Origin of the sequence: Paenibacillus brevis (genome assembly GCF_018919145.1) — a bacterium.
Taxonomy (GTDB): domain Bacteria; phylum Bacillota; class Bacilli; order Paenibacillales; family Paenibacillaceae; genus Fontibacillus; species Fontibacillus brevis.
Genome location: NZ_JAHLQJ010000001.1, coordinates 1 through 22,935, shown reverse-complemented (window position 1 = coordinate 22,935; position 22,935 = coordinate 1). Strand labels below are relative to the sequence as shown.

At 50.6% G+C, this 22,935-nt stretch carries 23 protein-coding genes; 17 read left to right on the top strand and 6 right to left on the bottom strand.

The annotated features are described in order from the left end of the window. Nucleotides 1-86 precede the first annotated feature (86 nt). Nucleotides 87-1,043 (top strand): EamA family transporter, encoded by a 957-nt coding sequence (locus KQJ23_RS00115; protein WP_216476568.1) that lies wholly within the window; start codon nt 87-89, stop codon nt 1,041-1,043. 27 nt (nt 1,044-1,070) lie between these two features. On the opposite strand, the gene KQJ23_RS00110 is transcribed toward KQJ23_RS00115, so the two are convergent. Beyond that, the gene (locus KQJ23_RS00110) at nt 1,071-2,132 is read right to left on the bottom strand and encodes a YVTN family beta-propeller repeat protein (RefSeq protein WP_216476567.1); all 1,062 of its coding nucleotides are present in this window, start codon (nt 2,130-2,132) and stop codon (nt 1,071-1,073) included. A gap of 161 nt (nt 2,133-2,293) precedes the next feature. On the opposite strand from KQJ23_RS00110, the gene KQJ23_RS00105 reads away from it, so the two are divergent. The 8 genes from KQJ23_RS00105 (at nt 2,294) to KQJ23_RS00070 (ending at nt 8,360) form a co-directional block, all read left to right on the top strand. Beyond that, nucleotides 2,294-3,310: a sulfurtransferase gene (locus tag KQJ23_RS00105; RefSeq protein ID WP_216476566.1), complete on the top strand. Its 1,017-nt coding sequence runs from the start codon at nt 2,294-2,296 to the stop codon at nt 3,308-3,310. Between the two features lie 20 nt (nt 3,311-3,330). After that, nucleotides 3,331-3,720, top strand: coding sequence for a rhodanese-like domain-containing protein (locus KQJ23_RS00100; protein ID WP_216476565.1), 390 nt, complete (start codon nt 3,331-3,333; stop codon nt 3,718-3,720). Then, the gene (locus KQJ23_RS00095; protein ID WP_049894977.1) at nt 3,717-3,977 is read left to right on the top strand and encodes a sulfurtransferase TusA family protein; all 261 of its coding nucleotides are present in this window, start codon (nt 3,717-3,719) and stop codon (nt 3,975-3,977) included. Before KQJ23_RS00100 ends, KQJ23_RS00095 begins: the two co-directional genes overlap by 4 nt. A 21-nt stretch (nt 3,978-3,998) precedes the next feature. Continuing rightward, nucleotides 3,999-4,547 carry a TlpA family protein disulfide reductase gene (locus KQJ23_RS00090; protein WP_216476564.1) on the top strand — a complete coding sequence of 183 codons (549 nt, stop codon included), beginning with the start codon at nt 3,999-4,001 and terminating at the stop codon, nt 4,545-4,547. Nucleotides 4,548-4,566: 19 nt separating this feature from the next. Then, on the top strand, nt 4,567-5,274 hold the full coding sequence (locus KQJ23_RS00085) for a cytochrome c biogenesis CcdA family protein (protein ID WP_216476563.1): 708 nt from the start codon (nt 4,567-4,569) through the stop codon (nt 5,272-5,274). 42 nt (nt 5,275-5,316) lie between these two features. Then, nucleotides 5,317-6,453, top strand: coding sequence for a YeeE/YedE family protein (locus tag KQJ23_RS00080; RefSeq protein WP_216476562.1), 1,137 nt, complete (start codon nt 5,317-5,319; stop codon nt 6,451-6,453). A gap of 6 nt (nt 6,454-6,459) precedes the next feature. After that, a complete protein-coding gene (gene cysK, locus KQJ23_RS00075; protein WP_216476561.1) occupies nt 6,460-7,389 on the top strand; it encodes a cysteine synthase A in 930 nt (309 codons plus the stop codon). A 164-nt stretch (nt 7,390-7,553) separates the two neighbouring features. Continuing rightward, nucleotides 7,554-8,360 (top strand): glycosyltransferase family 8 protein, encoded by an 807-nt coding sequence (locus tag KQJ23_RS00070; RefSeq protein ID WP_216476560.1) that lies wholly within the window; start codon nt 7,554-7,556, stop codon nt 8,358-8,360. 93 nt (nt 8,361-8,453) lie between these two features. Here the strand turns inward: KQJ23_RS00070 and nrdF are convergent, their stop codons facing one another. From nrdF to KQJ23_RS00045, 5 genes are all read right to left on the bottom strand, one after another. After that, on the bottom strand, nt 8,454-9,413 hold the full coding sequence (gene nrdF, locus KQJ23_RS00065) for a class 1b ribonucleoside-diphosphate reductase subunit beta (protein ID WP_216476559.1): 960 nt from the start codon (nt 9,411-9,413) through the stop codon (nt 8,454-8,456). Between the two features lie 42 nt (nt 9,414-9,455). After that, nucleotides 9,456-11,540, bottom strand: a complete 2,085-nt coding sequence (gene nrdE, locus KQJ23_RS00060; RefSeq protein ID WP_216476558.1) for a class 1b ribonucleoside-diphosphate reductase subunit alpha — start codon at nt 11,538-11,540, stop codon at nt 9,456-9,458. Continuing rightward, entirely contained in the window at nt 11,527-11,886 is a 360-nt protein-coding gene (nrdI, locus tag KQJ23_RS00055; protein WP_044480271.1) for a class Ib ribonucleoside-diphosphate reductase assembly flavoprotein NrdI, read from the bottom strand. Before nrdI ends, nrdE begins: the two co-directional genes overlap by 14 nt. A gap of 522 nt (nt 11,887-12,408) precedes the next feature. Next, nucleotides 12,409-12,567, bottom strand: a complete 159-nt coding sequence (locus KQJ23_RS00050) for a hypothetical protein (RefSeq protein WP_044480269.1) — start codon at nt 12,565-12,567, stop codon at nt 12,409-12,411. 677 nt (nt 12,568-13,244) lie between these two features. Continuing rightward, nucleotides 13,245-14,333, bottom strand: a complete 1,089-nt coding sequence (locus tag KQJ23_RS00045; RefSeq protein ID WP_216476557.1) for an FAD:protein FMN transferase — start codon at nt 14,331-14,333, stop codon at nt 13,245-13,247. 230 nt (nt 14,334-14,563) lie between these two features. Here KQJ23_RS00045 and KQJ23_RS00040 point away from each other — a divergent pair, with 230 nt between their 5' ends. The 8 genes from KQJ23_RS00040 (at nt 14,564) to KQJ23_RS00005 (ending at nt 22,424) form a co-directional block, all read left to right on the top strand. After that, complete coding sequence (locus KQJ23_RS00040; protein WP_216476556.1) at nt 14,564-14,956, top strand: NusG domain II-containing protein; 393 nt, start codon at nt 14,564-14,566, stop codon at nt 14,954-14,956. Beyond that, nucleotides 14,940-15,494 carry a Gx transporter family protein gene (locus KQJ23_RS00035; RefSeq protein WP_216476555.1) on the top strand — a complete coding sequence of 185 codons (555 nt, stop codon included), beginning with the start codon at nt 14,940-14,942 and terminating at the stop codon, nt 15,492-15,494. Before KQJ23_RS00040 ends, KQJ23_RS00035 begins: the two co-directional genes overlap by 17 nt. A 25-nt stretch (nt 15,495-15,519) precedes the next feature. After that, the gene (locus tag KQJ23_RS00030) at nt 15,520-16,362 is read left to right on the top strand and encodes an energy-coupling factor transporter ATPase (RefSeq protein WP_216476554.1); all 843 of its coding nucleotides are present in this window, start codon (nt 15,520-15,522) and stop codon (nt 16,360-16,362) included. Further along, on the top strand, nt 16,338-17,222 hold the full coding sequence (locus KQJ23_RS00025) for an energy-coupling factor transporter ATPase (RefSeq protein WP_216476553.1): 885 nt from the start codon (nt 16,338-16,340) through the stop codon (nt 17,220-17,222). The genes KQJ23_RS00030 and KQJ23_RS00025 overlap by 25 nt, the downstream gene beginning before the upstream one ends. A gap of 3 nt (nt 17,223-17,225) precedes the next feature. Beyond that, complete coding sequence (locus KQJ23_RS00020) at nt 17,226-18,032, top strand: energy-coupling factor transporter transmembrane component T family protein (protein WP_216476552.1); 807 nt, start codon at nt 17,226-17,228, stop codon at nt 18,030-18,032. An 85-nt stretch (nt 18,033-18,117) separates the two neighbouring features. After that, nucleotides 18,118-20,115 carry a peptidase U32 family protein gene (locus KQJ23_RS00015; RefSeq protein ID WP_216476551.1) on the top strand — a complete coding sequence of 666 codons (1,998 nt, stop codon included), beginning with the start codon at nt 18,118-18,120 and terminating at the stop codon, nt 20,113-20,115. Nucleotides 20,116-20,224: 109 nt separating this feature from the next. Next, complete coding sequence (locus tag KQJ23_RS00010; RefSeq protein WP_216476550.1) at nt 20,225-21,565, top strand: aspartate aminotransferase family protein; 1,341 nt, start codon at nt 20,225-20,227, stop codon at nt 21,563-21,565. After that, nucleotides 21,549-22,424, top strand: coding sequence for a UbiA-like polyprenyltransferase (locus tag KQJ23_RS00005; protein WP_216476549.1), 876 nt, complete (start codon nt 21,549-21,551; stop codon nt 22,422-22,424). The genes KQJ23_RS00010 and KQJ23_RS00005 overlap by 17 nt, the downstream gene beginning before the upstream one ends. Nucleotides 22,425-22,935 lie beyond the last annotated feature (511 nt).

Here is a 22,935-nt window from a genome sequence, read left to right as displayed (position 1 = left end):
AATATTCCGTGTAAGGAAGTTTTTTTGTGTTCGGCTTCAGCTCTTGGTCGTAGAAATTTATAACATCAAGGAGGACAAAACAGGTAATGAAAAATAAACTGCTTTTATTATCAGGTGCAATCAGTTATGGCGTACTGTCAACGATTGTCACCAAGGCATATGGGCAAGGATACTCGCTCGGTGAGGTTGTGGGGAGTCAGCTCTTGACTGGATTTGTTCTGATCTGGCTGCTTGTCTTAGTCGTCAAGTTAAGGGAGAAGCGATTAGGAAGCCGGGCTGCTTCAAATGCGGCGGTTCAGCATACTATGGAAGCATTAACGTGGAAGAAACGGTTGATCCTGCTTGCAGCCGGTGCGCCTACGGCGGTAACCGGGCTATTATATTACCAATCCCTGCATTATATTGAAAATTCACTCGCTATCGTGCTGCTTTTCCAGTTCACCTGGATGGGCGTGCTTATTCAGACTATTATCCAGCGCAAGCGACCGCAAAAAATCGTCATGTTCACATTGCTCGTCCTGTTTGTTGGAACCCTGCTTGCGGCAGGTGTCTTTGAGCGGGGCATGGATGGGGGATATGACTGGCGGGGGATCGTATTCGGACTTCTGGCAGCCGTCAGCTACTCTTTATTCGTTCTGCTAAGCGGAAAGGCCGTTCCGAATGCCAATCCGGTGTACCGCAGCGGCTGGATGATCAGCGGGGGTATGGTGCTTGTATTTATCTTATTCCCGCCGACGTTCCTATTTGATGGAACCCTGTTTTCGGGGCTGCTTCCTTACGGCTTCTTCCTTGGGCTGCTCGGTGCCTTCCTGCCGCCACTGCTGTTTGCCATCAGTGTTCCTCATACCGGAGAGGGTATGGCCGCCATCCTTGGCGCCTCAGAGCTGCCGGTTGCGGTAATGCTATCCAGTGTTGTGCTGCATGAGCATGTCAGCCTGATCCAGTGGTTCGGGGTTCTGCTGGTGCTGCTTGGCGTCGCGCTGCCTGAGCTTTACAAGCGCCTGAAGTTAAGACGGGGAGCGCGCATTTGGCAGACCGAATAAAGCGGGGGGCTTAATGCCCCCTCCATATCAGCAACTGCCGCCAATACCGGGAAGCGCCTTTATCTGAATGCCATGCGGGCGTACGCCTACTTCAAGCTTATACTCCACCTTGCGGCTTTCCATATCAATTACAGCGACTTCATCGGATTCGCTCAATGTAACATAAACCCTGCTCTCCAGCCGGTTAAAGGCCAGATGCTTGGCTCCCGGCAAGTCTTCTATAATAGCAAGCGCCTGGCCTTTCTTCAAATCAAGGAATGCTACGGCATTTCCCTCCACACCGCTGATTACTGCTACAGATTCATCTTCTGTAATGACGACATCCGTTGCTCCTTCCACAGCGGCTATGACCTGAAGCAGCTCTCCCGTAGCCGTATCATAGATTTCCAGATTGCCGTCATTCGCGGTCGGAACAAAGAGCTTGCTGCCATCGCCAGACACTTTGACTGCACGAGGCAAGCTTCCTGTAGAAAGGGTTCTCTCCAAGGAGTTTGTTGTCATATCGACGATATAAACCTTGTCATTTTCATGATCGCTGACATAAATCGTTTTGCCGTAAGAGGCAATGTAGTTGGTCTTGGCGCCTTCTCCCATATCGATAGTTTGCGTGACTTCTGCCTTCTGGGTATCCAGAACGTAAAGATATTGGTCGGCCACCGTAGCGACATAGAGAGTCTTGTTATCCGGTGACAGTATGAGCCCGTGAGGCATGGGTCCGACTTCCACTTCTGCCGTCTGCTTCAAATTCATCGTGTCGATAAAGGAAACCGTACTGCTCAGATGGTTGGTTACATAGGCCTGCCGCATGGTACTGGAGAAGACCGTATTCATCGGTCCTTCGCCAACCTCAATCTCTCCAACGACAGAGGCGTCAGCTATATCTACGATAGCAACTTTGTTCTCATTCTCCACAGGAACATAGAACTGCACGGATGTCAGCTTCCCTGCTGATCCAGTGTCCTTCAGCCGCTTTTCAGCCTCTTCTTTCGTCTCCAGTGCGCAAGACGTAAGGATGGCGCTAAACAACGCCAATACACTCCAATAAATCAGCCATTTCCGCCCCATATTTGAAATCCGTCCAATCCGCATAATTATACTCTCCTTGTGTATAAAACTCATTGTACAATCATCAAAAATAGTTCGCTAAAAATAATCATTGTTATTCGATAGGAATAATGCTAGTATATGTTTCAAATCAAGTTAAATCAAGCTTGAAATACAAATTTTTAAAGTAAAGGGAGAGAGGCTACATGAATAAAACAAACACTAACCGTCGCTATACAAGCTTAGCTTTGCTTGTATTTTCATTTATTCTGGTCCTAACGGCTTGCAACAGCGGCGGAAATTCTGCGGCAAAAGACACGAGCTCAAGCGCCGTGAATGCATCGCGCACAAATGACAGTCAGGTGAAGGACAGTGATGATGGAACGCAATCTCCTTCTGATTATCCGAACGCCCATCTGTTGGCGGATGTCTCCTGGGTGGCGGAGCATCTGAATGATTCCGCTGTAGTGATTATTGATGCCCGGTCTAAGGGCTACGAGGAAGGCCATATTCCGGGTGCTGTGTCGTTGAGCAGCGGGCAACTGAATGACCCTGACAATGAGATTGCCGGCTTTATTTTGCCGGAGGATAAGTACACAGAAGTCGTCCAGAATGCCGGAGTCAATCAGGATTCGACGATTGTCGTCTATGATGACGGCAACGCCCTGAGCGCAACGCGCGTCTTCTATACGCTTGAATATTATGGCCTGCAGGATCAGGTAAAGGTGCTGAATGGCGGCTATGCCGCATGGTTGACGGAGGGGCAGGATATCGACATCGATCCGGCCACGCCGGAAAAGGGTAATTTCGTAGCCAAAGCCAACGAGAACCTCGTCTCGACAAAAGTGCAGGTGGAGCAGGCAATCGGTACGGCTGATGTCGTCTTTCTCGACACGCGCTCTGCAGAGGAATATGAAGGCACCGACTTGAGAGAAAATCAGCGGGGCGGCCACCTTCCCGGAGCGGTTCACAAAGAATGGACCACGGCCGTAGCCGAGAATGAAGAAGGCTTGGAGAAATTTTTAAGCTATGAGCAATTGAAGCAGCAGTTTGAAGCGATTGGCGTTGTGGAAGATAAAACAGTTATTCCATACTGCCAGACGAATGTGCGGGGATCCCACTCTTATTTCTCCCTTCGGCTGCTCGGCTATTCGGATATCAGGCCTTATGAAGGTTCTTGGGCAGAGTGGGGGAACTCGGCGGATACGGATATTGAAATATAAGAGAGGAGTTGCGAACAGCAATGCCTGAAACCATTGAAGGAGTCTCCCATGTGAGTGCCGCAGAGCTCGCAGAAATATGGAATGATCCGGAGCAGCGGAATATTTATATCATTGACGTTCGTGAGCTCGAAGAATACCAGGAAGCCCATATTCCGGGCATTCCGCTCCTCCCTATGGGAGAAATTCCGGAACTTATCGACCAGTTCGACAAAGAGGCGGAATATATCCTTGTTTGCCGTAGTGGCAGAAGAAGCCTTGAGGTCTCCAAATACTTTCAATCGGAGGGTATTCAGAAGGTGCACAATTATGCCGGAGGCATGCTGGCTTGGGAAGCGGACGTTGTTGACGGGCCAGAGCATGTCGTCACATCATTTTCTATGAAAAATCTGGAGAGGAAGTTGGCAAAATGAGCTATACCCAAGAAGACTTGAGCAAGTTGAAAAAAGATCATGTCATCGACGCCATCGGGGAGGTATGCCCACATACCCTGGATTTGGCATTGAAGGGGTTGAAGAAAGCCGAGCCTGGTGAAATTGTCGTTGAGGTGACCGACCATACGATCGCCACGAAGACGATCCCCGCTGCTGTAAAGATGAACAAGTTAGCCGAATTTCTCGGCATTATAGAAGAGGATGGCAATTATCATATCTATTTGAAGAAGAACTGATATCCAGTGAGGGATAAAGAAATGAAGAAAAACATAAAGAACTTTTTGGCCGGCTTATCACTTGTCGCGGTGATTATCTCGGGCTGTTCCGGCAGTTCCCCGACTCCCGTTGCAGATGTTGCCAAGGAACAGGTAGAAGCCGTGCCAGGCTTTGAATTGGCCGCGATCCGGAGCGGTGACGAGTTGCTGAATACCTCTGACATCGACGGCCCAATTCTGTACAGTTTCTGGGCTTCGTGGTGCAATTACTGCCAGAAGGAAATTCCGTATATCGATAGTCTGTATTCGGAATACAGCGATGAACTCTCTTTTATTTCCGTCAATGTCACACCGGACGACTCTGTGGATGGAGCCAGAGGCTTTATTGAACAGTACGGTTTGCAGATGCCGGCTTACTTTGATCTTGACGGAATAGCCAGCAGTTCACTGGGAGTGCTCGCCGTGCCTACGGTTGTCCTGGTGGATCGGCAGGGCCGTATTGTTGAGAAGCTGATCGGACCCAGTGCGATGCAATCCGGAGAGGAGTTCGTCGGGAAGCTGGATGCGTTGATTCAGATAGGCAAGAACTAAGGGAAGGGGGAGATGGCTGGTGATTGTTCAACTGGCTTTAGCAGGTACCGCCGGGCTGCTCTCCTTTTTTTCGCCTTGCATGCTCCCTCTCGTTCCTGTCTACCTCTCCAGAATTACCGGTTTGGAGGCAGGCGCACTTCAGGGGGGACAGCGCAGCGGCTTAAGGATTAAAGTTATTTTCCATACCCTGCTGTTCGTATGCGGAATTTCGGTTATCTATTTGGCTTTAGGTTATTCGGCCAGCTTTATAGGACGTCTATTCATCGAATACCAGAAGGAACTCCGGATAGGTAGCGGATTATTAATGCTTGTTATGGGACTTGTCTTGCTAGGACTGATCTCTCCCTCGTGGCTTTTGCGCGAGCGCCGTCTGAATATAACCGGAAAGACCGGAAGCTATGCCGGTTCTTTTATCCTGGGCATCGGCTTTGCCGCAGGCTGGACACCGTGCATCGGTCCGATGCTGAGTTCCATTGTCGGTCTGTCCGCCTCCGAGCCGGAAACGGGGATGCTGCTTATGCTGGTGTACATGGCCGGCTTTACGATTCCTTTTCTGGGCTTCGCCTTATTCTATTCTTTCTTTAAAAAGTGGTCAAAAATTACCGGGGTATTGTCCAGGGTTGGCGGAGGGATATTTATCGTGTTCGGAGTGCTCCTGCTCTTAGACAAGCTGTCTGTGCTGTCACTTTGGCTCAATGAGTGGTTTAACTTTCAGCCTGTCATCTGAACTGAATTCAGCTCGTCCGGGCAATTCAAACTTTTACACGAAATGGATGAGATTATGATGACCTTTACTATCGACACGTTTATCATAGCCGGGATTTTCGGCTTTTTATATGGATTCCTGCTGCAAAAGGCCGATTTTTGCTTCACGGCTTCCATTCGGGATTGGATCACAGTACGGGATACCCGAATTTTACACGGAGTGCTTGTTCTGATAGCCGTCTCCCTCGTAGGCTGGGCGACTGTACTTAGTCTGGGAATCCGCGGGGTCGCAGATGTGTGGACGGTGCCTATCGGGGGAACAAACCTGATCGGCGGACTCCTGTTCGGGATCGGCATGACCATGGCCGGGGGATGCGGCTCGGGTACGTTGTACCGCTGTGGAATGGGGTATGTTCAGTTCTGGATTGTGCTGCTGTTTGCCATGATCGGCAATTTAATCTTTGCTTTTATCTACGATCCTTGGGCCAGGGATTACTTCATTCAGCCTCTGACTGTCTCGGAGTCTGGCTATACCTTCTTCTCCTTGCCGCTTCCTCCGGCGGTGATTCCGCTGCTGCTCGTAGGCGGCATGGTCCTGATCGCCTTCAAAAAGTATGGGGTCAAGGCCTTCTTCCAAGGGTTCAAGGATACCTTCACCGATTGGAAGAAGAACCCTTTAAGACAGTCGCATTGGGATATTCGCCTGGTTGCGGTGCTGATCGGGCTCCTTGCAACGATTCAATTCGCAGTGCTGTCCAACTTTGGAATTACCGGTCCGCAGACACGTGTCGCAGCAACGGCATTATCGCTGGTGGCAGGTGAGGAGGTCGTGCTCAACAATACCTATCTGAACGGCTTGTTTGCCAATTTTCCGAGAATCGGAATCGGGCCGGAGGAGATCCTGATCATATTCCTCGTTGTTGGTGCATTTACGGCCGCCTTGCTTAGTCGTTCTTTCAAGCTTCGCATACCTAAGCTTTCCAGAATACCGCATGCCGTCATTGGCGGCCTGTTGATGGGCGTAGCTTCCCGCATTGCGCCGGGGTGCAACATTGCCAACGTTATAACAGGAATTGGCGGCTTATCCGTAAGCAGCCTGCTTGTGATTGTCGGTATGATGCTTGGTATATTTGTCGTTATTGCGTATGTTTACAAGATGCCGATGATGCTCTTTTATCGGGATACAGACCTGGAGGGATGACAGAAGATGGGGAGAAAAGTCGTTGCCTCAATTTATGAGCTGATAGGGGATACCCCGGCCGTGAAGCTGAACCGTCTGGTTGGCGAGCAGGATGCGGAGGTATATGTTAAGCTCGAATACTTCAATCCAAGCGGGAGCGTCAAGGATCGGGCTGCGTTCAATCTGATCGCGGAAGCAGAACGGCAGGGGAAGCTTCAGCCTGGCTCCGTCATTATTGAACCAACAAGCGGTAACACCGGCATCGGACTTGCGATGAATGCAGCTGCGAAGGGCTATCCTGCCATTCTGGTCATGCCTGATAATATGACCAAGGAGCGAATCAATTTGCTTAAGGCCTATGGCGCGCAAGTCGTACTCACTCCGGCCGCCGAGCGTATGCCCGGAGCGATAAGAAAGGCTTTGGAATTGCATGAATCAATTCCCGGCAGCTTCATCCCGCAGCAATTTGAAAATGAAGCCAACCCGCAAATTCACCGTGTGACTACAGCTCCGGAAATTTTGGAACAGCTGGACGGGAAGCTGGACGCGTTCGTTGCAACCGCCGGAACCGGAGGGACGATCACCGGAACCGGGGAAGTGCTGCGGCAGCATCTTCCGGATATCCGTATTCTTGTAGTGGAGCCGCTGGGCTCTCCGGTATTGTCCGGGGGAGAGCCTGGCCCACATAAGCTGGTAGGAACCAGTCCCGGCTTTATTCCTGGCATTTTGAATACGGACATTTATGATGAGATTATTCAGGTTGCCGATGACAACGCGCTGCAGACGACCCGTGACTTGGCCAGACACGAGGGCATTCTGGTCGGTCCCTCTTCGGGGGCCTCGGTCTGGGCGGCGCTTCAGGAGGCGAGACGGCTCGGCCCCGGTAAACGGGTGCTTTGCATCGCCCCGGACACCGGCGAACGTTACTTAAGTATGCCGGGCTTGTTCGGGGAATAGGGAACGTGTGCTATGAAGGAGGGCGCCTTGTCCAGAGGCGCTCTTCTTTGTGTACAGCAATAGTTGCGGACAGGCTGCAGCCTCTCATACAATAGATATAGATGGCACACCATTAGGAAGCTATCGGAGAACAGAACTATTCCATTGAAGAAGCGAGGCGGCTTATGAACATTCTGGTCACTTTAAATTCCAGGTACATCAAGGCGCTAAAGGTGATGCTGACATCCCTGTTTCTAAGCAACCCGGAAGAATCGTTTCATATCTATCTTATGCATTCGAGCATATCCGATGAGGAGTTGGCCGAACTGGAGCGATACGTCGGGCAGAAAGGACAGCGGTTGTCGGTTGTTGCCGTGGAAGAGAATGTTTTCGCGGATGCGCCGGTTGTGAAGCATTACTCCAAGGAAATGTATTACCGGATTCTTGCCTTTAAATTTTTGCCGCCGGAAGTAGAGAAAATCTTGTATCTTGATCCGGATCTGATCATAATTAACGAAATTCGCAGTCTGTACGATACAGATCTGGAAGGCTGCATGTTCGGAGCGGCCTATCATGACCGGCTATCGGTCAAAGAGGTGAACAAGCTTCGCCTGCTTCCTTATGAGATTGAGGCTTATTATAATACTGGCGTACTGCTGATGGATCTCCGATTGCAACGGCAGAGCATCCGGGAACGCGATATTTTCAGCTTCGTGGAAGCCAATCGTCTCAAGTTATTATTGCCGGATCAGGATATTATCAACGCCCTGTACTCCAAGAGTATTAAGTCGGTGGATGAGGTTCGATATAACTATGACCCGCGCTACTTTAAATATTATAAGCTGGTGAGCAACGGCAAGTTTGATATGGATTATGTCATCAAGAACAGCTCGATCATTCACTTTTGCGGGAAAAGAAAACCCTGGAACAAGAACTACTCCGGCTACTTTCATTCTTTGTACAAGCATTACGAAAAATTAGCAAAGGTATAAGAGGCAGTCTACTCTTGCGGGATTCGCCTACTACACTCATAAAAAATGTCCGGCGGAAGGGATAAACCCAACTGCCGGACATTTATTGTCTTATTAGAAGACAAAGTCTTCATCCGTTAACGGCTCGACCTTCATGGCGCGAACATAACCGTTGCCCTTCTTGGAGAAGAAATCATGCTGTTTGGTGTGCGTGCTGATGCCATTCTGGACGATCGGATTAATCTCTTCGTCCGGGAACAACGGATCGTGGCCCAGGTTCATCATCGCCTTGTTGGCATTGTAGCGAAGGAATGACTTTACCTCATCGACCAGTCCAATGGAGGTATAGATTTGTTCGGTATATTTCTCTTCATTCGCATGCAGCAAGCGCAGCAGACCCACAAGAGTCTCGTACGTATCATGCTGCTCATCCTCGGACAGTTCATCGAAAATTTCCTGGGCCAGCACGCCGACATAGACGCCGTGAATGCTCTCATCCCGAAGAATCAGATCGATGATCTCGCCGCTGCAGGTCATTTTGCCTTGACCAGCCAGATACAGCGGATAGAAGAAGCCGCTATAGAACAGATAGCTCTCCAGCAGAACAGAAGCCGCCATAGCCAGATAGAGATCCTTCGTTGTCTTGATGCTCTTGTAATAGTCAGAGATCGTCGATGCTTTGTACTGGAGGAACGGATTGTCCTCTACCCAGCGGAAAATGCTATCGATTTCCTCGGTAGTAGCCAGGGTAGTAAAAATACTGCTGTAGGATTTCGCATGAATCTGTTCCATCATGCCCATGAAGCCGAGCACGGCTTTGCGCTGCAATCCGCCGACATGCTCCATAATTTGCGGCATGCCTACGCCGCCCTGAATTGTATCGAGCAGGGTCAGGCCGCCGAGCACCTTCATATAAGCGTCTTTCTCCTGATCGCTCAGCGTCAGCCAGGACATTTTATCATCAGATAGCGGAATTTCATCATCCGTCCAGAACTGCATAATATTCTGATTCCAGAACATCAGCGAATAATCATCGTCCGGACGATTCCAATTCACGGCTTGAATGGCATTCATTATCGTTCAATTCTCCCCTCTGTTGCTGCATACTGCCTTTCCTTAGATGGAGCAGGTCAGGCACTCTTCAACGGACAGCTTGTTCGTCCGGGTATAATACAGGGATTTCAGCCCTTTATGTGCCGCATACAGATAGCAGCGGGCCAATTCCCGGGTTGTTACGTCACTGTTGACGTGCAAGACCGTCGAAATGCCTTGGTCGATATGAGGCTGAATCTCTGCGATCAGATCAATAACCTTGAACTGGTTCATTTGATAAGCTGATTTATAATAGAACACATTGTCCGGCTGCAGGTAAGGCATCGGATAGTAAGTCGTCGAGTTCGCATAGGTCCGAGTCTCAATCTGCTCGACAATCGGCATGACGCTGGACGTGGCATTCTGGATATACGAAATGCTTGCCGTCGGCGCAATCGCGAGACGATAGGCATGATACAGACCATGCTTCATCACCGCATCGCGCAGATTCTTCCAGTCCTCCGGCGTCGGGATGTAGATTCCCTCAAACAGCTCTTGAACCTTGGTTGTAACCGGACGGTAATCTGTCGTAAGGTAACGCTCGAAATATACCCCGGTGGCATATTCGGATTCCTCGAATCCCTGGAACGTTCTGCCTGTCTCTGCGGCGATCTCCATACTCTTCTCGATGGAGTGATAGTTCATCGTCATGAAGAAGGTACGGGCAAAGTCGCGGGCCTGCTCGCTTTCATAGGAAATCTTGTTCTTGGCGAAGAAGCCGTGCAAATTCATAACGCCCAAGCCAACGGAATGCATCTCTTCATTAGCCTTGGCTACGCCAGGGGCGTTGGAGATATGAGTCATATCGCTGACCGAAGTCAGTGCGAGCATACCCTCATGCACGGACTCGCGGATCTTCTTATGCTGCATCACGTTAACAATGTTCAGGGAAGCGAGATTACAGCTGATATCCCGGCGGATCGTATCCGATTGGCCATAATCTGCGATTTCGGATGTCTCCTGTACCTGGAAAATCTCGGTGCACAGATTCGACATCTTGATTTGTCCTACATTTTTCAAGGCATGTGCGGCATTCGCGTTGCTCTTGTTCATAATATATGGATAGCCCGATTCGAGCTGGGTAATCGCAATTTTAGTCAGCATATCGCGCGCGCTCATCGCTACTCTCTTCTTCACGCGGGGATCAGCGAGCAGGGTATCGTACATTTCATCCAGGTCCATGTCATCCAGATGGGTGCCATAAGCCTTGTACACGGTGTACGGGGCAAAGACATGCAAGGGTTCGTTGTCCTGAGCCAGCTTATAGAAGCGGTTAGGAACGATCAGACCGATCGACAGCGTCTTAAGCCGCGTCTTCTCGTCGGCATTGATCTTCTTGCTGTCCAGCAATTCCAGTACGTCCCAGCCAAAAATATTATAGTAAGCCGCTCCGGAGCCTTTGCGCTGGCCCATTTGGTCTGCATAGGTGAAGCCATCCTCCATCAGCTTCAGAACAGGCATGATTCCTTTAGCCGCTCCTTCTACGCCCTTGATGGTCTCTCCGCGCGCCCGCAGCTTCGACAGATTGACAGCAACCCCGCCGCCGATCTTGGACAACTGCATGCATGTGTTAAGTACATAGTTAATCGAGTTAAGCGAATCATCCATTTCCAGCAGGAAGCAAGAGACCATTTCGCCGCGCCGGCTTTTTCCGGCGTTCAGGAAGGTCGGCGTAGCAGGTTGAAGCCGCTGTTCCATCATGGAGCGAACCAGAATACGCGCTGCATCGGCGTTGCCGCGTGCGAGGTACAGCGCCACTACCGCTACCCGATCCGGATAATGCTCCAGGTATTGCTTCCGGTCGTTGCTCTTGACGGCATAGTCCGTATAGAACTTGGATGCTGCCATATAGGAAGGGAACTGGAAATTATATTCATGAGCAATACGATATATATCCTCGATCACATCGATGGTATAACGGTCGTACAGATTCTCGTAATAATCATTGTCGATCATGTAATCGACCTTAGCCTTTGTATTCGGGAAGCTCAGACTGCGCCGCTCCACGTCCTGCATAAATTCCACGACGGCCTCCCGATCCTTTTCCAGTTGGAAAAAGCCAGTTTCATCCCGCTTCATCAACATATTGTTTAACTCAATGTGCCGCAATCCGATCCACCTCCTGTTTTATGCGTTGTACGTCGCCAAAGGTTCCCGACAGCTCGAACTTACCGATCACCGGGACATTGTAGCGCTCCGAGATCAAGTCAGCGCTGTGCGCGAACAGTTGGCCCCAATTTTTGTTGCCGCTGGCGGCAATGCCTTTCAAGCCGGAGTGATTCTTCTCCAAAAAGGCGGATACCTTCGCCGGAATTTGTCCAAAACCGGTGGTATATGTAACAAGCACATAGGGCTCGTCTATCGTCATAGTCTCCTCGATCTGAACCGCTGGAAGTTTCAATTTGTTAATGAACCGCCGGACGTTTCCGGTCTTCGAATCGTACGCAATAAGCATGGCCCTGATCCTCCTGGACTCTTGTTATGTGTCTAGTAACTAAATACAATGATTTTTGTCATAAACACGCCTGTATTTACTATATACACTACATTTAGTTATGCCTAATCAATTTTACTACTATATGTTGGAAAGTCAATAGACAATAGTCCTAGAAATTTGCCTCTGAAAACACGCTGAAAGCTCTGAAAGAGCGAGGGGATGCAGGCTGAACGGATGTTTCGTACAATTTTTGTACATATTTTTTTCATAGATTTTTAAGTATGAATGCGAGTTCAAAAAGTCAGCTTTTCAGCACCGAGAAGGTTGCGAGAACCCAAAGAAGGAGGAACGGAGTGTAGGCAGAACCTACATGAGTACCGGAGTTCTAGGGTGAACGTAAGATTCGATCTCGAATCAACCCCTTAGAACACTTCGTGATCAAAAGATGACTTTTTGAACAACCTCTATAACAGCAAATGCTAAAAAAGCTATCCTGACAGACCCGAAAGTCTGCAGAATAGCTCTGTCTTTCTCGTTAGGCTAGCGGTGCTCAATCAGGTCGATCGCACCCAGCACAATGTGGGCCAGACCAAATCCAAGAACTCCGGTTGCAGCAAGCTTGTACTTGCTTCCAAGCAGTGATGCGGCTGATGCAGTGACGACCGTTCCGAGAACAGCAGGAATTAACCCTTCACGCATGTTCAACACCCCTTTGGACTGAAATGGAAAGACATCTGTAGTGTGGGACGGATGGGAGGAGAATATGCATGCTGCTTCGCCTAAAGTAAGCTTACGCACGGTTCTTCCCAAAATGGACGCAAGCGTCCGCCGGATCACAAATCCGTGGGACGCTTGCATTTGGGTTCCCGAATCAGCGGGAAATATTATTGTAACCCGGTCTTCTCATTTACATGAAGAACCATGGGATGTTCCTGCTTAGACTACAACCGTATCTACGGTTTCTAATACAACAAAAGCCCTGCCTCTCAATTGTCCTTGCGGCTCCGATGACCGCGCCAGCTTGAATCAGAAATACACGAATACTGCCAACATTCTTACTCTTAGGGTCATAAATAAGGAATTTTAATACCGGAATGGTATGTGAGGGTTATAATCTTTTGAGGAACACAATATGGGGTTTACAATCTAATTTGTAATGTTACAGGAATTTTCATGAAAAGTCAAGAAAGGTGCATATGCAAAGGCAGAAGAACAGTTAACCCTCTAGAGGGTGATTTAAATGGGGCAACGTGTGAAGGGTTGCTACGATCGCTGTTGTTCGCCGATTTCTCTGATTGGACTAGGTTCTCACAAGGGCGAACGCTACGCTTCTTCACAACCCTTCACACTTATGCCCTTGCATGCAGCATCATTAATCAGTTAGCGTAGCCATACTCGTCATTGGTTTTGTTAAGCAATTCCTTAAAGCCCGGAGTGGCATACAGCTTCTTGTCCTTGGTAATGAACAAGGCTTCCGTATTGTTCTCCTCGGCAAACTTCAAGCCATCCTCGATGCCCATAATGAGCAGCGAGGTGTCCATCGTATCAGCAACGGTGGACGAATCGGAAATGATTGTAACACTGCTGATATTATTATCTGCCGGATAACCGGTCCGCGGATCAAGAATATGCATGTAGAACTTGCCGTTCTCTACGAAATAGCGTTCATAAATTCCTGCGGTTACCACGGTCTTATCAATCACCTTGACGGTACCGATATCATTTCCCCGTTCCTGATCCGGATCTTGAATGCCGACCGTCCATTCCAGATTGCCGGGCTTGCTGCCCATGGCGAAGACGTTGCCGCCGAGATCAATGATGGCACTGTCAAAGCCCTGTTCTTTTAATTTGTCGTAGATCAGGTCAGCTGCATAGCCCTTGCCGTAGGAGCCGAGGTCGATATCCATTCCCTTGTCCTGGAGGTAAATTTCAAGCGTATCTTCATTTAACTCTACTTTCCGGTAATCGATCAGCTTCTGAGCTGCGGCAATATCCTCGGCTGGCGGAACGTGGGCGTCCTCATGGCCGATATTCCAGAGGCTGACGAGCGGTCCGATCGAGGGATCCAGCAAACCATTGGTCTGCTTGGCATAATCAACCGCAATCTTGACCAGATCGAAGGTCTCCTGGGACACCTTGACCGGAGCAATGCCGGCGTTGGCATTCACAGCATAGATTTCACTATCCTCGTTGGAGCGGTTAATTTTATAATCGATATCCTTCATCAAGGCTTCGAGTTCTTCAAAATTTTTCGTAGTTGCACGGTTATCATAAATTTTAATGGTCACCACGGTATCGAAGATGAAGAAGGTTTCGCTTACAGGCGTGACGGTCTTAGCTTGTCCGTTACTAGTGCCTGTACCGCCTTCCGGTGTGTTCTTGCTGGAAGTGCTGCCGCAGCCGCTAAGCAGACCTACCAAAAGAGTCGCGGATAGCAGCAGGACAGCCAATTTATTTTTGAACATAGATATGCATCCTCATTTCTCATTCATGTCGACCTTGATTGTAGCAGAAAAGAATCCGCACTAAAAGTATCAATCCTCACAGGGGCTCTTTCCTATATTATAGTCTTCCTAAGTGATGATTTTGTGAAATGCGGCAAAAAATGATACATTTATCACACGGATGATTGGAACCTAACAGGTATAATGGTTTCGTCTAAGATTTATATAATTAAAAAATAAGGGAGTTTGTCATGAAGCGCGGAGATATCGTACTCATCGGTTTAGTCGTCGTCATTGCTGCTGCATTTCTAGTGCCCAGATGGTTCGGCGACAGCCCTAGTGAAAACAATCACAACACACAACGTATCGCTAAAATTACGGTGGATGGCAAACTGTTCCGCACGGTAGAACTGACCGGTGAAGAACAGGAAATCGAGATAAATACGGAACATGGGTATAATTTACTTAAAGTTCATGATTACGGTATTGAAATGATCGATGCGGATTGCCCGGACAAGGTATGTCTTACCTTCGGATTTATTGAGCGCAATGGAGGTACGATTGTCTGCCTGCCTCATAAATTGCTGGTAGAAATCGAGGGCGCGCCTTCAGAAGGAGATGACATCGATGCCATCGTTAAATGAGCAGGCCAATCTCTCTCTGAAGAGGACGGTCATTGTGGCGATCTTTGCGGCTGTAGCCGTTGTTCTCAGTCTGATCGAGGCTTCCATTCCTGTGAATATGGGTGTCCCGGGCGCCAAGCTGGGCCTGGCTAATATTATGGTGCTTACATGCCTGTATTTTCTCAGGGGAAGAGACGCTTTAATGGTTGTTATTCTGAAAACCTTACTCAGTTCGTTCATGCTGGGGACCTTCTCCAGCTTATTGTTCAGCATCAGCGGAGCCCTGTTGAGCTTTCTTGCGATGTGGGGGCTGCTCAGCTTCGGACGTGAAAATTTCAGTATGATCAGCGTTAGTATTGTTGGAGGCATTTCCCATAATGTCGGGCAGCTCGGAGCTGCGGCGGTATATTTGAAGACAACCAAAATCATGTCCTATTTGCCGGTATTGTTAATTGCCGGCGTATTGACCGGAATTGCAGTCGGGCTTGCGGTACGGTATCTGATCCCTTCCTTGTCGAAGTTATCTTTGTTTGAGGGATTTTTGACGAAGCCGGTGTAGATATAAATAGACAGGAGGGGTAAGGATGACAGAAGAACAACCCGCTTATCATGTGCAGCATGTTTCTTTCGCTTATTCACCGGAGCAGCCGGTATTGAGCGATCTGTCATTTAGCATCCTTCCGGGAAGCTGGGTATCGCTGATAGGTCCGAACGGTTGCGGCAAATCCACGCTGGCCAAGCTGCTCGGAGGATTGCTGGCAGTCAATGAAGGGAAGATCGAGGTGCAGGGCATCCATCTCTCCAGCAGTACCATCGGGAAGCTACGCTCTCATATCGGAATGGTATTCCAGAACCCGGACAATCAATTTATCGGCTCGACCGTAGAAGAGGACATTGCCTTCGGGCTGGAAAGCCGCTGTATTCCACGGGAAGAAATGAAGGAACGGGTACATAGCTATGCAGAGAAGCTGGAGATCGGCCATCTCTTATCGAAGCATCCGGCGGAGCTGTCCGGAGGGCAGAAGCAGCGGGTCGCCATTGCTGCGATCCTGGCGCTGGAGCCGGACATTATCATTTTTGACGAAGCATCGTCCATGCTGGATGAGAGAGCAAGAGAGGAATTGCTGGATATTCTGCGAGGAATGAAGGAAGAAGGCAGGTACACCATGATCTCGATCACGCACGATGCGGAGGAGATCATGGCCTCCGACCGGGCCATCGTATTGAACGACGGCGGGATTGCCGCAGATTTGACTCCCTGGGAGCTGTTCCAGGATGATCAGCTGCTGCAAGCCTGCCGTCTTATTGCCCCTTACCCTGTCAGGCTGGAGAAGGAATTGAACAAGCTTGGAATTAGCGTGCCGCAAGGGAGCCGGCAAAGCGGGGAGGTGGAGGATCGGATATGGCCATTGATTTTGAAAAGGTAAGCTTTGCCTACGACGCTAGAAATATGTGGAGTCATTCCGCCCTCCATGAAGTGAGCCTCCACCTGGAAGAGGGCGTGTTTACCGGTATCGCAGGGGCTACGGGCTCAGGAAAATCCACGTTGCTGCAGCATTTTAACGGCTTGCTGAAGCCGACGGAAGGCAAGGTTCACGTACTGGATTTTACGCTTGAAGCGGGCGGCAAGCCGCTGCTGCAGGAATTGAGGCGCAGAGTAGGACTTGTCTTTCAATTCCCGGAGCAGCAGCTGTTTGAGGATACAGTGGAGAAGGATCTTATGTTTGGCCCGCTGAATTTCGGAATGGACCGGGAAGCTGCGCGCCAAAGTGCAATCCGTGCTTTGCGGCAAGTGGGATTGGATGAATCCTTCCTGCCCCGGAATCCCTTTCACCTTAGCGGTGGACAGATGCGTAAGGTGGCGATAGCCTCTGTGCTGGCCATGGATCCGGAAGTCATCGTTCTTGATGAGCCGACGGCCACGCTGGACCCGGAAAGCCGGGCAGAGCTGGCCGAATTGCTGGGGAGAATGCAGCGGGAGGAAGGCAAGACGGTGATCGTCGTGACACACCGGATCGAAGAGATGCTTCCTTATGCCGGCACCTGGATTGTCATGCATCAGGGCAAGAAGGTATTTCAGGGAAGTCCGGCCGAGCTTGTCCATGAAGCTGCGAGGCTGGAAGGTGAATACCACCTGGCGGTTCCGGCCTGCATCAAGGTATGGAACCGGCTTGCGGAGCAATACGGGCTAGAGCACGAGGAGCCTTGTCTGACAGCGGAGCAGATGGCTGTACGTATCAGCCGATTGCTGGAAGCGGGAGACATCGAGCGAAGAGGGGGCGGATAAACGATGCGCAACAGACTATTGTTCGGACGGAGCATCGATACCGGCTCCTGGATTCATCCGATCGATCCGAGAGCGAAACTGACAGGAATGGTCCTCTATTTGGCAGCACTGCTTCTGGTGAATTCCTGGATTCCGCTCCTTGCCGCGGCGGTATTTTCGCTCATCTATATGAAGATGACCCTGATCCCGCTTAAATATTACGCCAAAGCCGCCAAACCCTTGTGGGTGCTGATGGTTTTTATTTTTGTCGTGCAGGCTTTGACCGTGGATGAGGGGAGGCTGCTGCTGGAAATCGGCAATGTTACGGTATACGCCGGGGGATTATCACGAGGATTGATCTCGGCCATCCGTATGCTGCTGTTAGTGTCATTTACGGCGATGCTGACCTTCACAACCACACCAGGCTTGCTGAACCAGGGACTTGGCGGCGTGCTTGCTCCCCTGAAAAAAATCGGAGTGTCCGCAGATCGGCTGACCTTGATGATGGGGATTGCACTGCGCTTTATCCCGACAATTCTGGATGAGACTCACAAAATACTTAAAGCACAAGCGGCGCGGGGCGCGGATTTGAAAGAATTGCCTTGGCTGGAGAAGGGCAAGCTGCTTGTCTCGCTGCTTGTGCCGGTAACGGTTAGCGCCTTTCGCCGTGCAGAGGAGCTGGTGCTTTCCATGGAAGCCCGGGGGTTTATTATAGGGGAACCGCGTTCGGAGTATCACAAGCTGATCTGGAGTACAAAGGCTACGTTGTTCGTCCTGTCCTTTGTTGTTCTGATTGCTGTCGTGCTTGTGCTCAAACTGGTTTTAACTTGATTCTTTGAATTACGAAAATATATAGAGGAAGATAAAATCCGTTAAATAACGCTGTTATTTGCGGCACCTGGGGAGGAGAAACACTGTGGCACGCTATTTTAATGGAAAAGAAGTCGAGCTGCTTGCGCCGGCGGGAACCTTTGAAATCTTCAAGGAGGTTATCGAAGCCAATTGTGATGCGGTCTACTTTGGAGGACCAAGTCTGAATATGCGCATGATGCGCAAAGGATATAACTTTACCTTAGAACAAATTACTGAGGCGGTGCAAATCGCCCATGCTTTAGGCAAAAGAGCCTATGTGACCGTAAATAATTTGCTGAACGAAGGAGAGCTTGAGGAAGCGGCTGACTATTTGCGGTTTCTGGAGAGCGCGGCTCCGGATGCGATTATTGTCCAGGATTTTGCCGTGCTGGAGCTGATTCGGCAGTTAGGGCTCCCGATCCCGGTGCATTCCTCGGTGATGATGAATGTGCATAATATTGAGATGGTGGAGGCCCTGAAGGAGCTGGGGGTCACTCGGGTCGTCACCTCGCGGGAGATGGATCTGGCCTCAACCCGTTATTTAAAAGCACAAACAGGAATGGAGCTGGAGTATTTCATCCATGGCGATATGTGCTCTGTCCACGGAGCGAACTGCTATTTCAGCTCCCTGGTCTTCGGGATGAGCAGCAACCGGGGAAAATGCCTGAAGCCTTGCCGCTGGGATTACCGGGTTAAAAAGGACGGCCTCGTCTATCCTTCCGAATATCCGCTGGCAGTGAAGGATATGTACATGTATGAGCATATTCCGGAGTTGATTCATGGCGGGATTACGTCCTTCAAGGTTGAAGGCCGGATGCGGGATACCGCCTTTGTGCTGATGCTGATCAATGCTTACGGAGATGCAATTGACCGTTATATTGCCGATCCGGTCGGATTTGAGCGGGCCAAGGATCGTGATCTGCTGTATGAGAACAGAAAACGCGATTTTTCTACCGCCTATGCTTTTGGACGTCCTGGACTATCCAACATCAATAAGCGTTATGAAGGAACCGGCAAGTTCTACAGCACGGGCAAGGTATTCAGTACACCTACGGAAGAACGGGAGCTGGGGGAGAAGCGGCTGAACGAGATAAAGGAAATCTGGTCTGAATTTTCACCATCCGGGAAATCGGGGACCAGCCGTCCTGAGATCTCCGTTCATGTGAATAATGTCACACAGGCAGAGACGGCAATGAAGGCGGGGGCAGATCACATTTACCTTTCAGGGGATGTATACGAGCCGGATCATGCGTTTACCAAAGAAGAGATTAAGCAGCTTGCCGTGCAGAAGGGCGATGTGAAGCTATATGTCTGCTTGCCGCGGATGATGACGGAACTGCAATTTGAAATTTATGACGGCTTACTCTCCGGCGAACGTCTGCCGATCGATGGGGTTGTGGTTACGAATCTGGGAGCCGTGCGTAAATTTGCAGGGAAGGGATACCCGCTTGTAGGGGACTTCAATTTAAACGTGTATAATAAGCTTTCTGCGGGCTTCTATCACAATATGGGAGTAACACGCCTCACCGCTTCCATGGAGCTGCCTGCGATCGATTTGCGCGCGTTGCTGGCCGAAGCGCCGGCACCGATGGAGGCACTCGTGCATGGATCTCCGGCCTTGATGTATATGGAGCACGATTTGTACGAAAATACAGAAGTATTCGAACCGGTTGGCGAAGAGGATAATACTTATGTCGCTAATTCGATTCTGGTGCTCAGGACAGATAAGGGAGAAAGTCCGGTGTACCGCGATGTGCATGGACGTAATCATCTCACCTTGGCCAAGGAGCTGTGTCTTCTGCCGCTTGTGCGTGAGTTGAAGGAAGCCGGACTGGAGGTGTTCCGGATTGAAGGCACCACCTATAGCCCGGAACAATTGGCGACGATCATTGCAGCCTATAAGGCAGCGCTGAATGAGCCGGATCGTACGGAGGAGCTGTTCGCTTCTCTTCAACCGGTCTATGCCGGATATACGCTGGGGGCGCTTCAATTTGACGGCGGAGCAGCTCAGGCTAATACTGCATTAAGCGCTCCGCAAGCAGAGACAGCAGGGCAAAGGTAAGCATAGATAGGCCGGGTGCCGTACAAGCGCCTGGCTATGTTCATAACTGGCTAAGTTCAATAATGAAGTGAATAGAGGGCAGTAAATAGGGAAGAGAGGCGAATGAAGCATGAATCCATTCATCGGGCCGGAAGGTATCTTAGAGAAGCGCAGCCAATATTTTTATCCTTGCACAAGTTACTTCTATCGGAATCCGCCGCAGCTTGTCCGGGGGGATATGCAATATCTATACGGACATGACGGCAAGAGATACACCGACTTCTTTGCCGGTGTTTCTGTGGTAGCCAGCGGTCACTGCAATCCGGAAATTGCGGAGAGAACTGCAGAGCAGCTTAGAACGCTGCAGCATACCTGCACCATTTATTTAACGCAGCCTAATGTGGATCTGGCAGAGCGGCTGGCAGAGGTGCTGCCTGGGGACCTTCGCCGCACCTTCTTTGTAAACAGCGGCTCCGAGGCTAATGAAGGAGCTCTCCTGCTTGCCCGTCTGCACACCGGACGCCGGGGATTCATCGCCTTGGAGCAAGGCCTGCACGGACGGACCTATTTGACGATGAGTGTTACCGGGCTACAAATGTGGCGTACAGACCCGCAACTGGCTGTGCCGGGTGCTGAGGACGTTACCTTCATTCCGCGGCCGTATGCACAGGGAATGAGCGCTGATGATGCAGCAAGACGCTCCATCGACGCGCTGAAGACAGTGCTGGAGGAGAGGGGCGGCGAGATTGCAGCGATGATCGCAGAGCCGATCCAGGGCAACGCGGGCATCATTGTGCCGCCGGATTGGTACTTCCCTGAAGTGAAGGCGCTTCTGGAGCAGTACGGCGTACTGCTCATCTCCGACGAGATTCAGACCGGCTTTGGCCGCACAGGCCGCATGTTCGCCATGGATCGTTGGGGCGTGACGCCCGATATTATCTCCATGGCGAAAGCGCTCGGCAGTGGTGTTCCGGTCGCTGCGTTCGCTTCGACGGACGCAATTGCCGCCAGCTTCAACCGGCCTTCGGCCTCCACCTTTGGCGGCAATCCGGTCTCGTCCGTCACGGCGCTCGCGGTGCTCGATTACATCGAAGCGCACCGCCTGCCGAAACGCGCCGAGCGCCTGGGCGGCCAGCTCCGCGCCGGCCTGGAGGATCTGGCAGCACGCTATCCGCGCGTGCTGTCCGAGGTGCGCGGCGCCGGCCTGATGCTCGGCGCCGAGCTGAGTGCAGACGCCCCGGAGCTTGGCGCCCGCCTCGTTGATGATGTACTGGAGGCGATGAAGGATCGCGGGTTCATCATCGGCAAGAACGGCGTCGGCCGGAATGTGCTGGCCTTCCAGCCGCCGCTCGTAATAACAGAGCAGGATATCGCAGAGATGCTCACTGCGCTTGGTCAGGCATTCGAAGAGGCCGACCGTGCAGCCGAATTCTGGACACAGGAGGGAGCAGGCGATGGAAACCGCGCGTAAAATCGGTCACCGCATCAAGCTATACGGAGAGCTGGTGATGTTCTCGCATACGCTATTCTCGCTGCCGTTCGCAATCATCTCGATGATCTGGGCGGCAGGCGGGCTCCCGTCCTGGCGGATTATGCTGTGGGGACTGATCGCATTGATCGGTGCCCGCAATGGGGCTAATGCGTTCAACCGGGTTGTGGACCGGACCTTCGATGCCCAGAACCCCCGTACAGCGCACCGTCATTTGCCGCGGATGCTGCTGGGGGAGAAGGAAGTACTCCTGTTTGTTTTGATTAACTATGCCATTTTCATTTTCGCGGCTGGGATGTTGAATCCGCTCTGCCTAATCCTATCGCCGGTAGCCATTTTCTTGATCTCATCCTATTCGTATACCAAGCGCTTCACGTACATGAGCCATCTGTATCTTGGATTTACCATTGCTTCGGCTCCGATCGGCGCCTGGTTTGCGGTCACGGGCAAGTTTGCCTTCACACCGTTCATTCTGGGAACCATCGTTATGCTGTGGATCGCCGGATTCGATATTATCTACGGATCTCAAGATATCGAATTTGACCGCGAGCATAAATTATGGTCTATTCCCAGCATCTTCGGCCTGAAGAACGGGCTGAGAATCGCTGCGGGCTTACACTCGATTATGGTGCTTCTGCTGATCGTCCTGATTCCGATTCGCGGGCTCGGCTGGCTGTATATAGCAGGCCTGGTCATAGCCATCCTGCTTCTGATGACCGAGCATAAGATCATCAAGCCCTCCAACCGCAAAGTGATGAAGGTAGCTTCGTACAACTTGAACCAGGTGATCAGCATGGTGATCCTGTTCTTCACCCTGGCAGACTTTTTCCTGCTAAAGTAAAACAGGCTAACGATTCTGCGTTGCTGGGGCAACGTGTGAAGTATGCTTACGATCGCTGTTGTTCGCGGATTCCTTTGATTGAGTAAAATCTGAAATGGTGGGAATCCACTCGCAAAGGCGAACACTCCGTTTCTTCAGCACACTTCACACTTATGCCCTTATTACGCAGGCATAGTTCGGCTTTATAGGTGCCGAATGCACTATAGTAGCTCTCCATCCGTACATCGGAGGCATGGCAGAATGCACCAGAATCACTTGCCTAGCCTACAGGCTCGTTCATTCAGCATAGCATCTTGATGCCTGATGCATTACAAACAGTAACATCATGCATAACTCACACTGCGCAAAGCTCCCAACGTACGGTGCTTCACAGCATGATGACGATTGGCGACCCCATGCATATACGGATCACATGTAGTTATGATGAACGTAGTACAGCTCCTATTCGCAAATCGTAGGTTAAAATAGAAGGTGAGAAACCACTATTTCAGAGCTACATGCGAAAGGAGCT

Excerpts from the sequence above, each read along its gene's own strand:
- KQJ23_RS00115 (WP_216476568.1), top strand. The coding sequence starts at position 87 with ATGAAAAATAAACTGCTTTTATTATCAGGTGCAATCAGTTATGGCGTA.
- KQJ23_RS00110 (WP_216476567.1), bottom strand. The coding sequence starts at position 2,132 with ATGCGGATTGGACGGATTTCAAATATGGGGCGGAAATGGCTGATTTAT.
- KQJ23_RS00105 (WP_216476566.1), top strand. The coding sequence starts at position 2,294 with ATGAATAAAACAAACACTAACCGTCGCTATACAAGCTTAGCTTTGCTT.
- KQJ23_RS00100 (WP_216476565.1), top strand. The coding sequence starts at position 3,331 with ATGCCTGAAACCATTGAAGGAGTCTCCCATGTGAGTGCCGCAGAGCTC.
- KQJ23_RS00095 (WP_049894977.1), top strand. The coding sequence starts at position 3,717 with ATGAGCTATACCCAAGAAGACTTGAGCAAGTTGAAAAAAGATCATGTC.
- KQJ23_RS00090 (WP_216476564.1), top strand. The coding sequence starts at position 3,999 with ATGAAGAAAAACATAAAGAACTTTTTGGCCGGCTTATCACTTGTCGCG.
- KQJ23_RS00080 (WP_216476562.1), top strand. The coding sequence starts at position 5,317 with ATGGATGAGATTATGATGACCTTTACTATCGACACGTTTATCATAGCC.
- cysK (WP_216476561.1), top strand. The coding sequence starts at position 6,460 with ATGGGGAGAAAAGTCGTTGCCTCAATTTATGAGCTGATAGGGGATACC.
- KQJ23_RS00070 (WP_216476560.1), top strand. The coding sequence starts at position 7,554 with ATGAACATTCTGGTCACTTTAAATTCCAGGTACATCAAGGCGCTAAAG.
- nrdF (WP_216476559.1), bottom strand. The coding sequence starts at position 9,413 with ATGAATGCCATTCAAGCCGTGAATTGGAATCGTCCGGACGATGATTAT.
- nrdI (WP_044480271.1), bottom strand. The coding sequence starts at position 11,886 with ATGCTTATTGCGTACGATTCGAAGACCGGAAACGTCCGGCGGTTCATT.
- KQJ23_RS00050 (WP_044480269.1), bottom strand. The coding sequence starts at position 12,567 with ATGCGTGAAGGGTTAATTCCTGCTGTTCTCGGAACGGTCGTCACTGCA.
- KQJ23_RS00045 (WP_216476557.1), bottom strand. The coding sequence starts at position 14,333 with ATGTTCAAAAATAAATTGGCTGTCCTGCTGCTATCCGCGACTCTTTTG.
- KQJ23_RS00040 (WP_216476556.1), top strand. The coding sequence starts at position 14,564 with ATGAAGCGCGGAGATATCGTACTCATCGGTTTAGTCGTCGTCATTGCT.
- KQJ23_RS00035 (WP_216476555.1), top strand. The coding sequence starts at position 14,940 with ATGCCATCGTTAAATGAGCAGGCCAATCTCTCTCTGAAGAGGACGGTC.
- KQJ23_RS00030 (WP_216476554.1), top strand. The coding sequence starts at position 15,520 with ATGACAGAAGAACAACCCGCTTATCATGTGCAGCATGTTTCTTTCGCT.
- KQJ23_RS00025 (WP_216476553.1), top strand. The coding sequence starts at position 16,338 with ATGGCCATTGATTTTGAAAAGGTAAGCTTTGCCTACGACGCTAGAAAT.
- KQJ23_RS00020 (WP_216476552.1), top strand. The coding sequence starts at position 17,226 with ATGCGCAACAGACTATTGTTCGGACGGAGCATCGATACCGGCTCCTGG.
- KQJ23_RS00010 (WP_216476550.1), top strand. The coding sequence starts at position 20,225 with ATGAATCCATTCATCGGGCCGGAAGGTATCTTAGAGAAGCGCAGCCAA.
- KQJ23_RS00005 (WP_216476549.1), top strand. The coding sequence starts at position 21,549 with ATGGAAACCGCGCGTAAAATCGGTCACCGCATCAAGCTATACGGAGAG.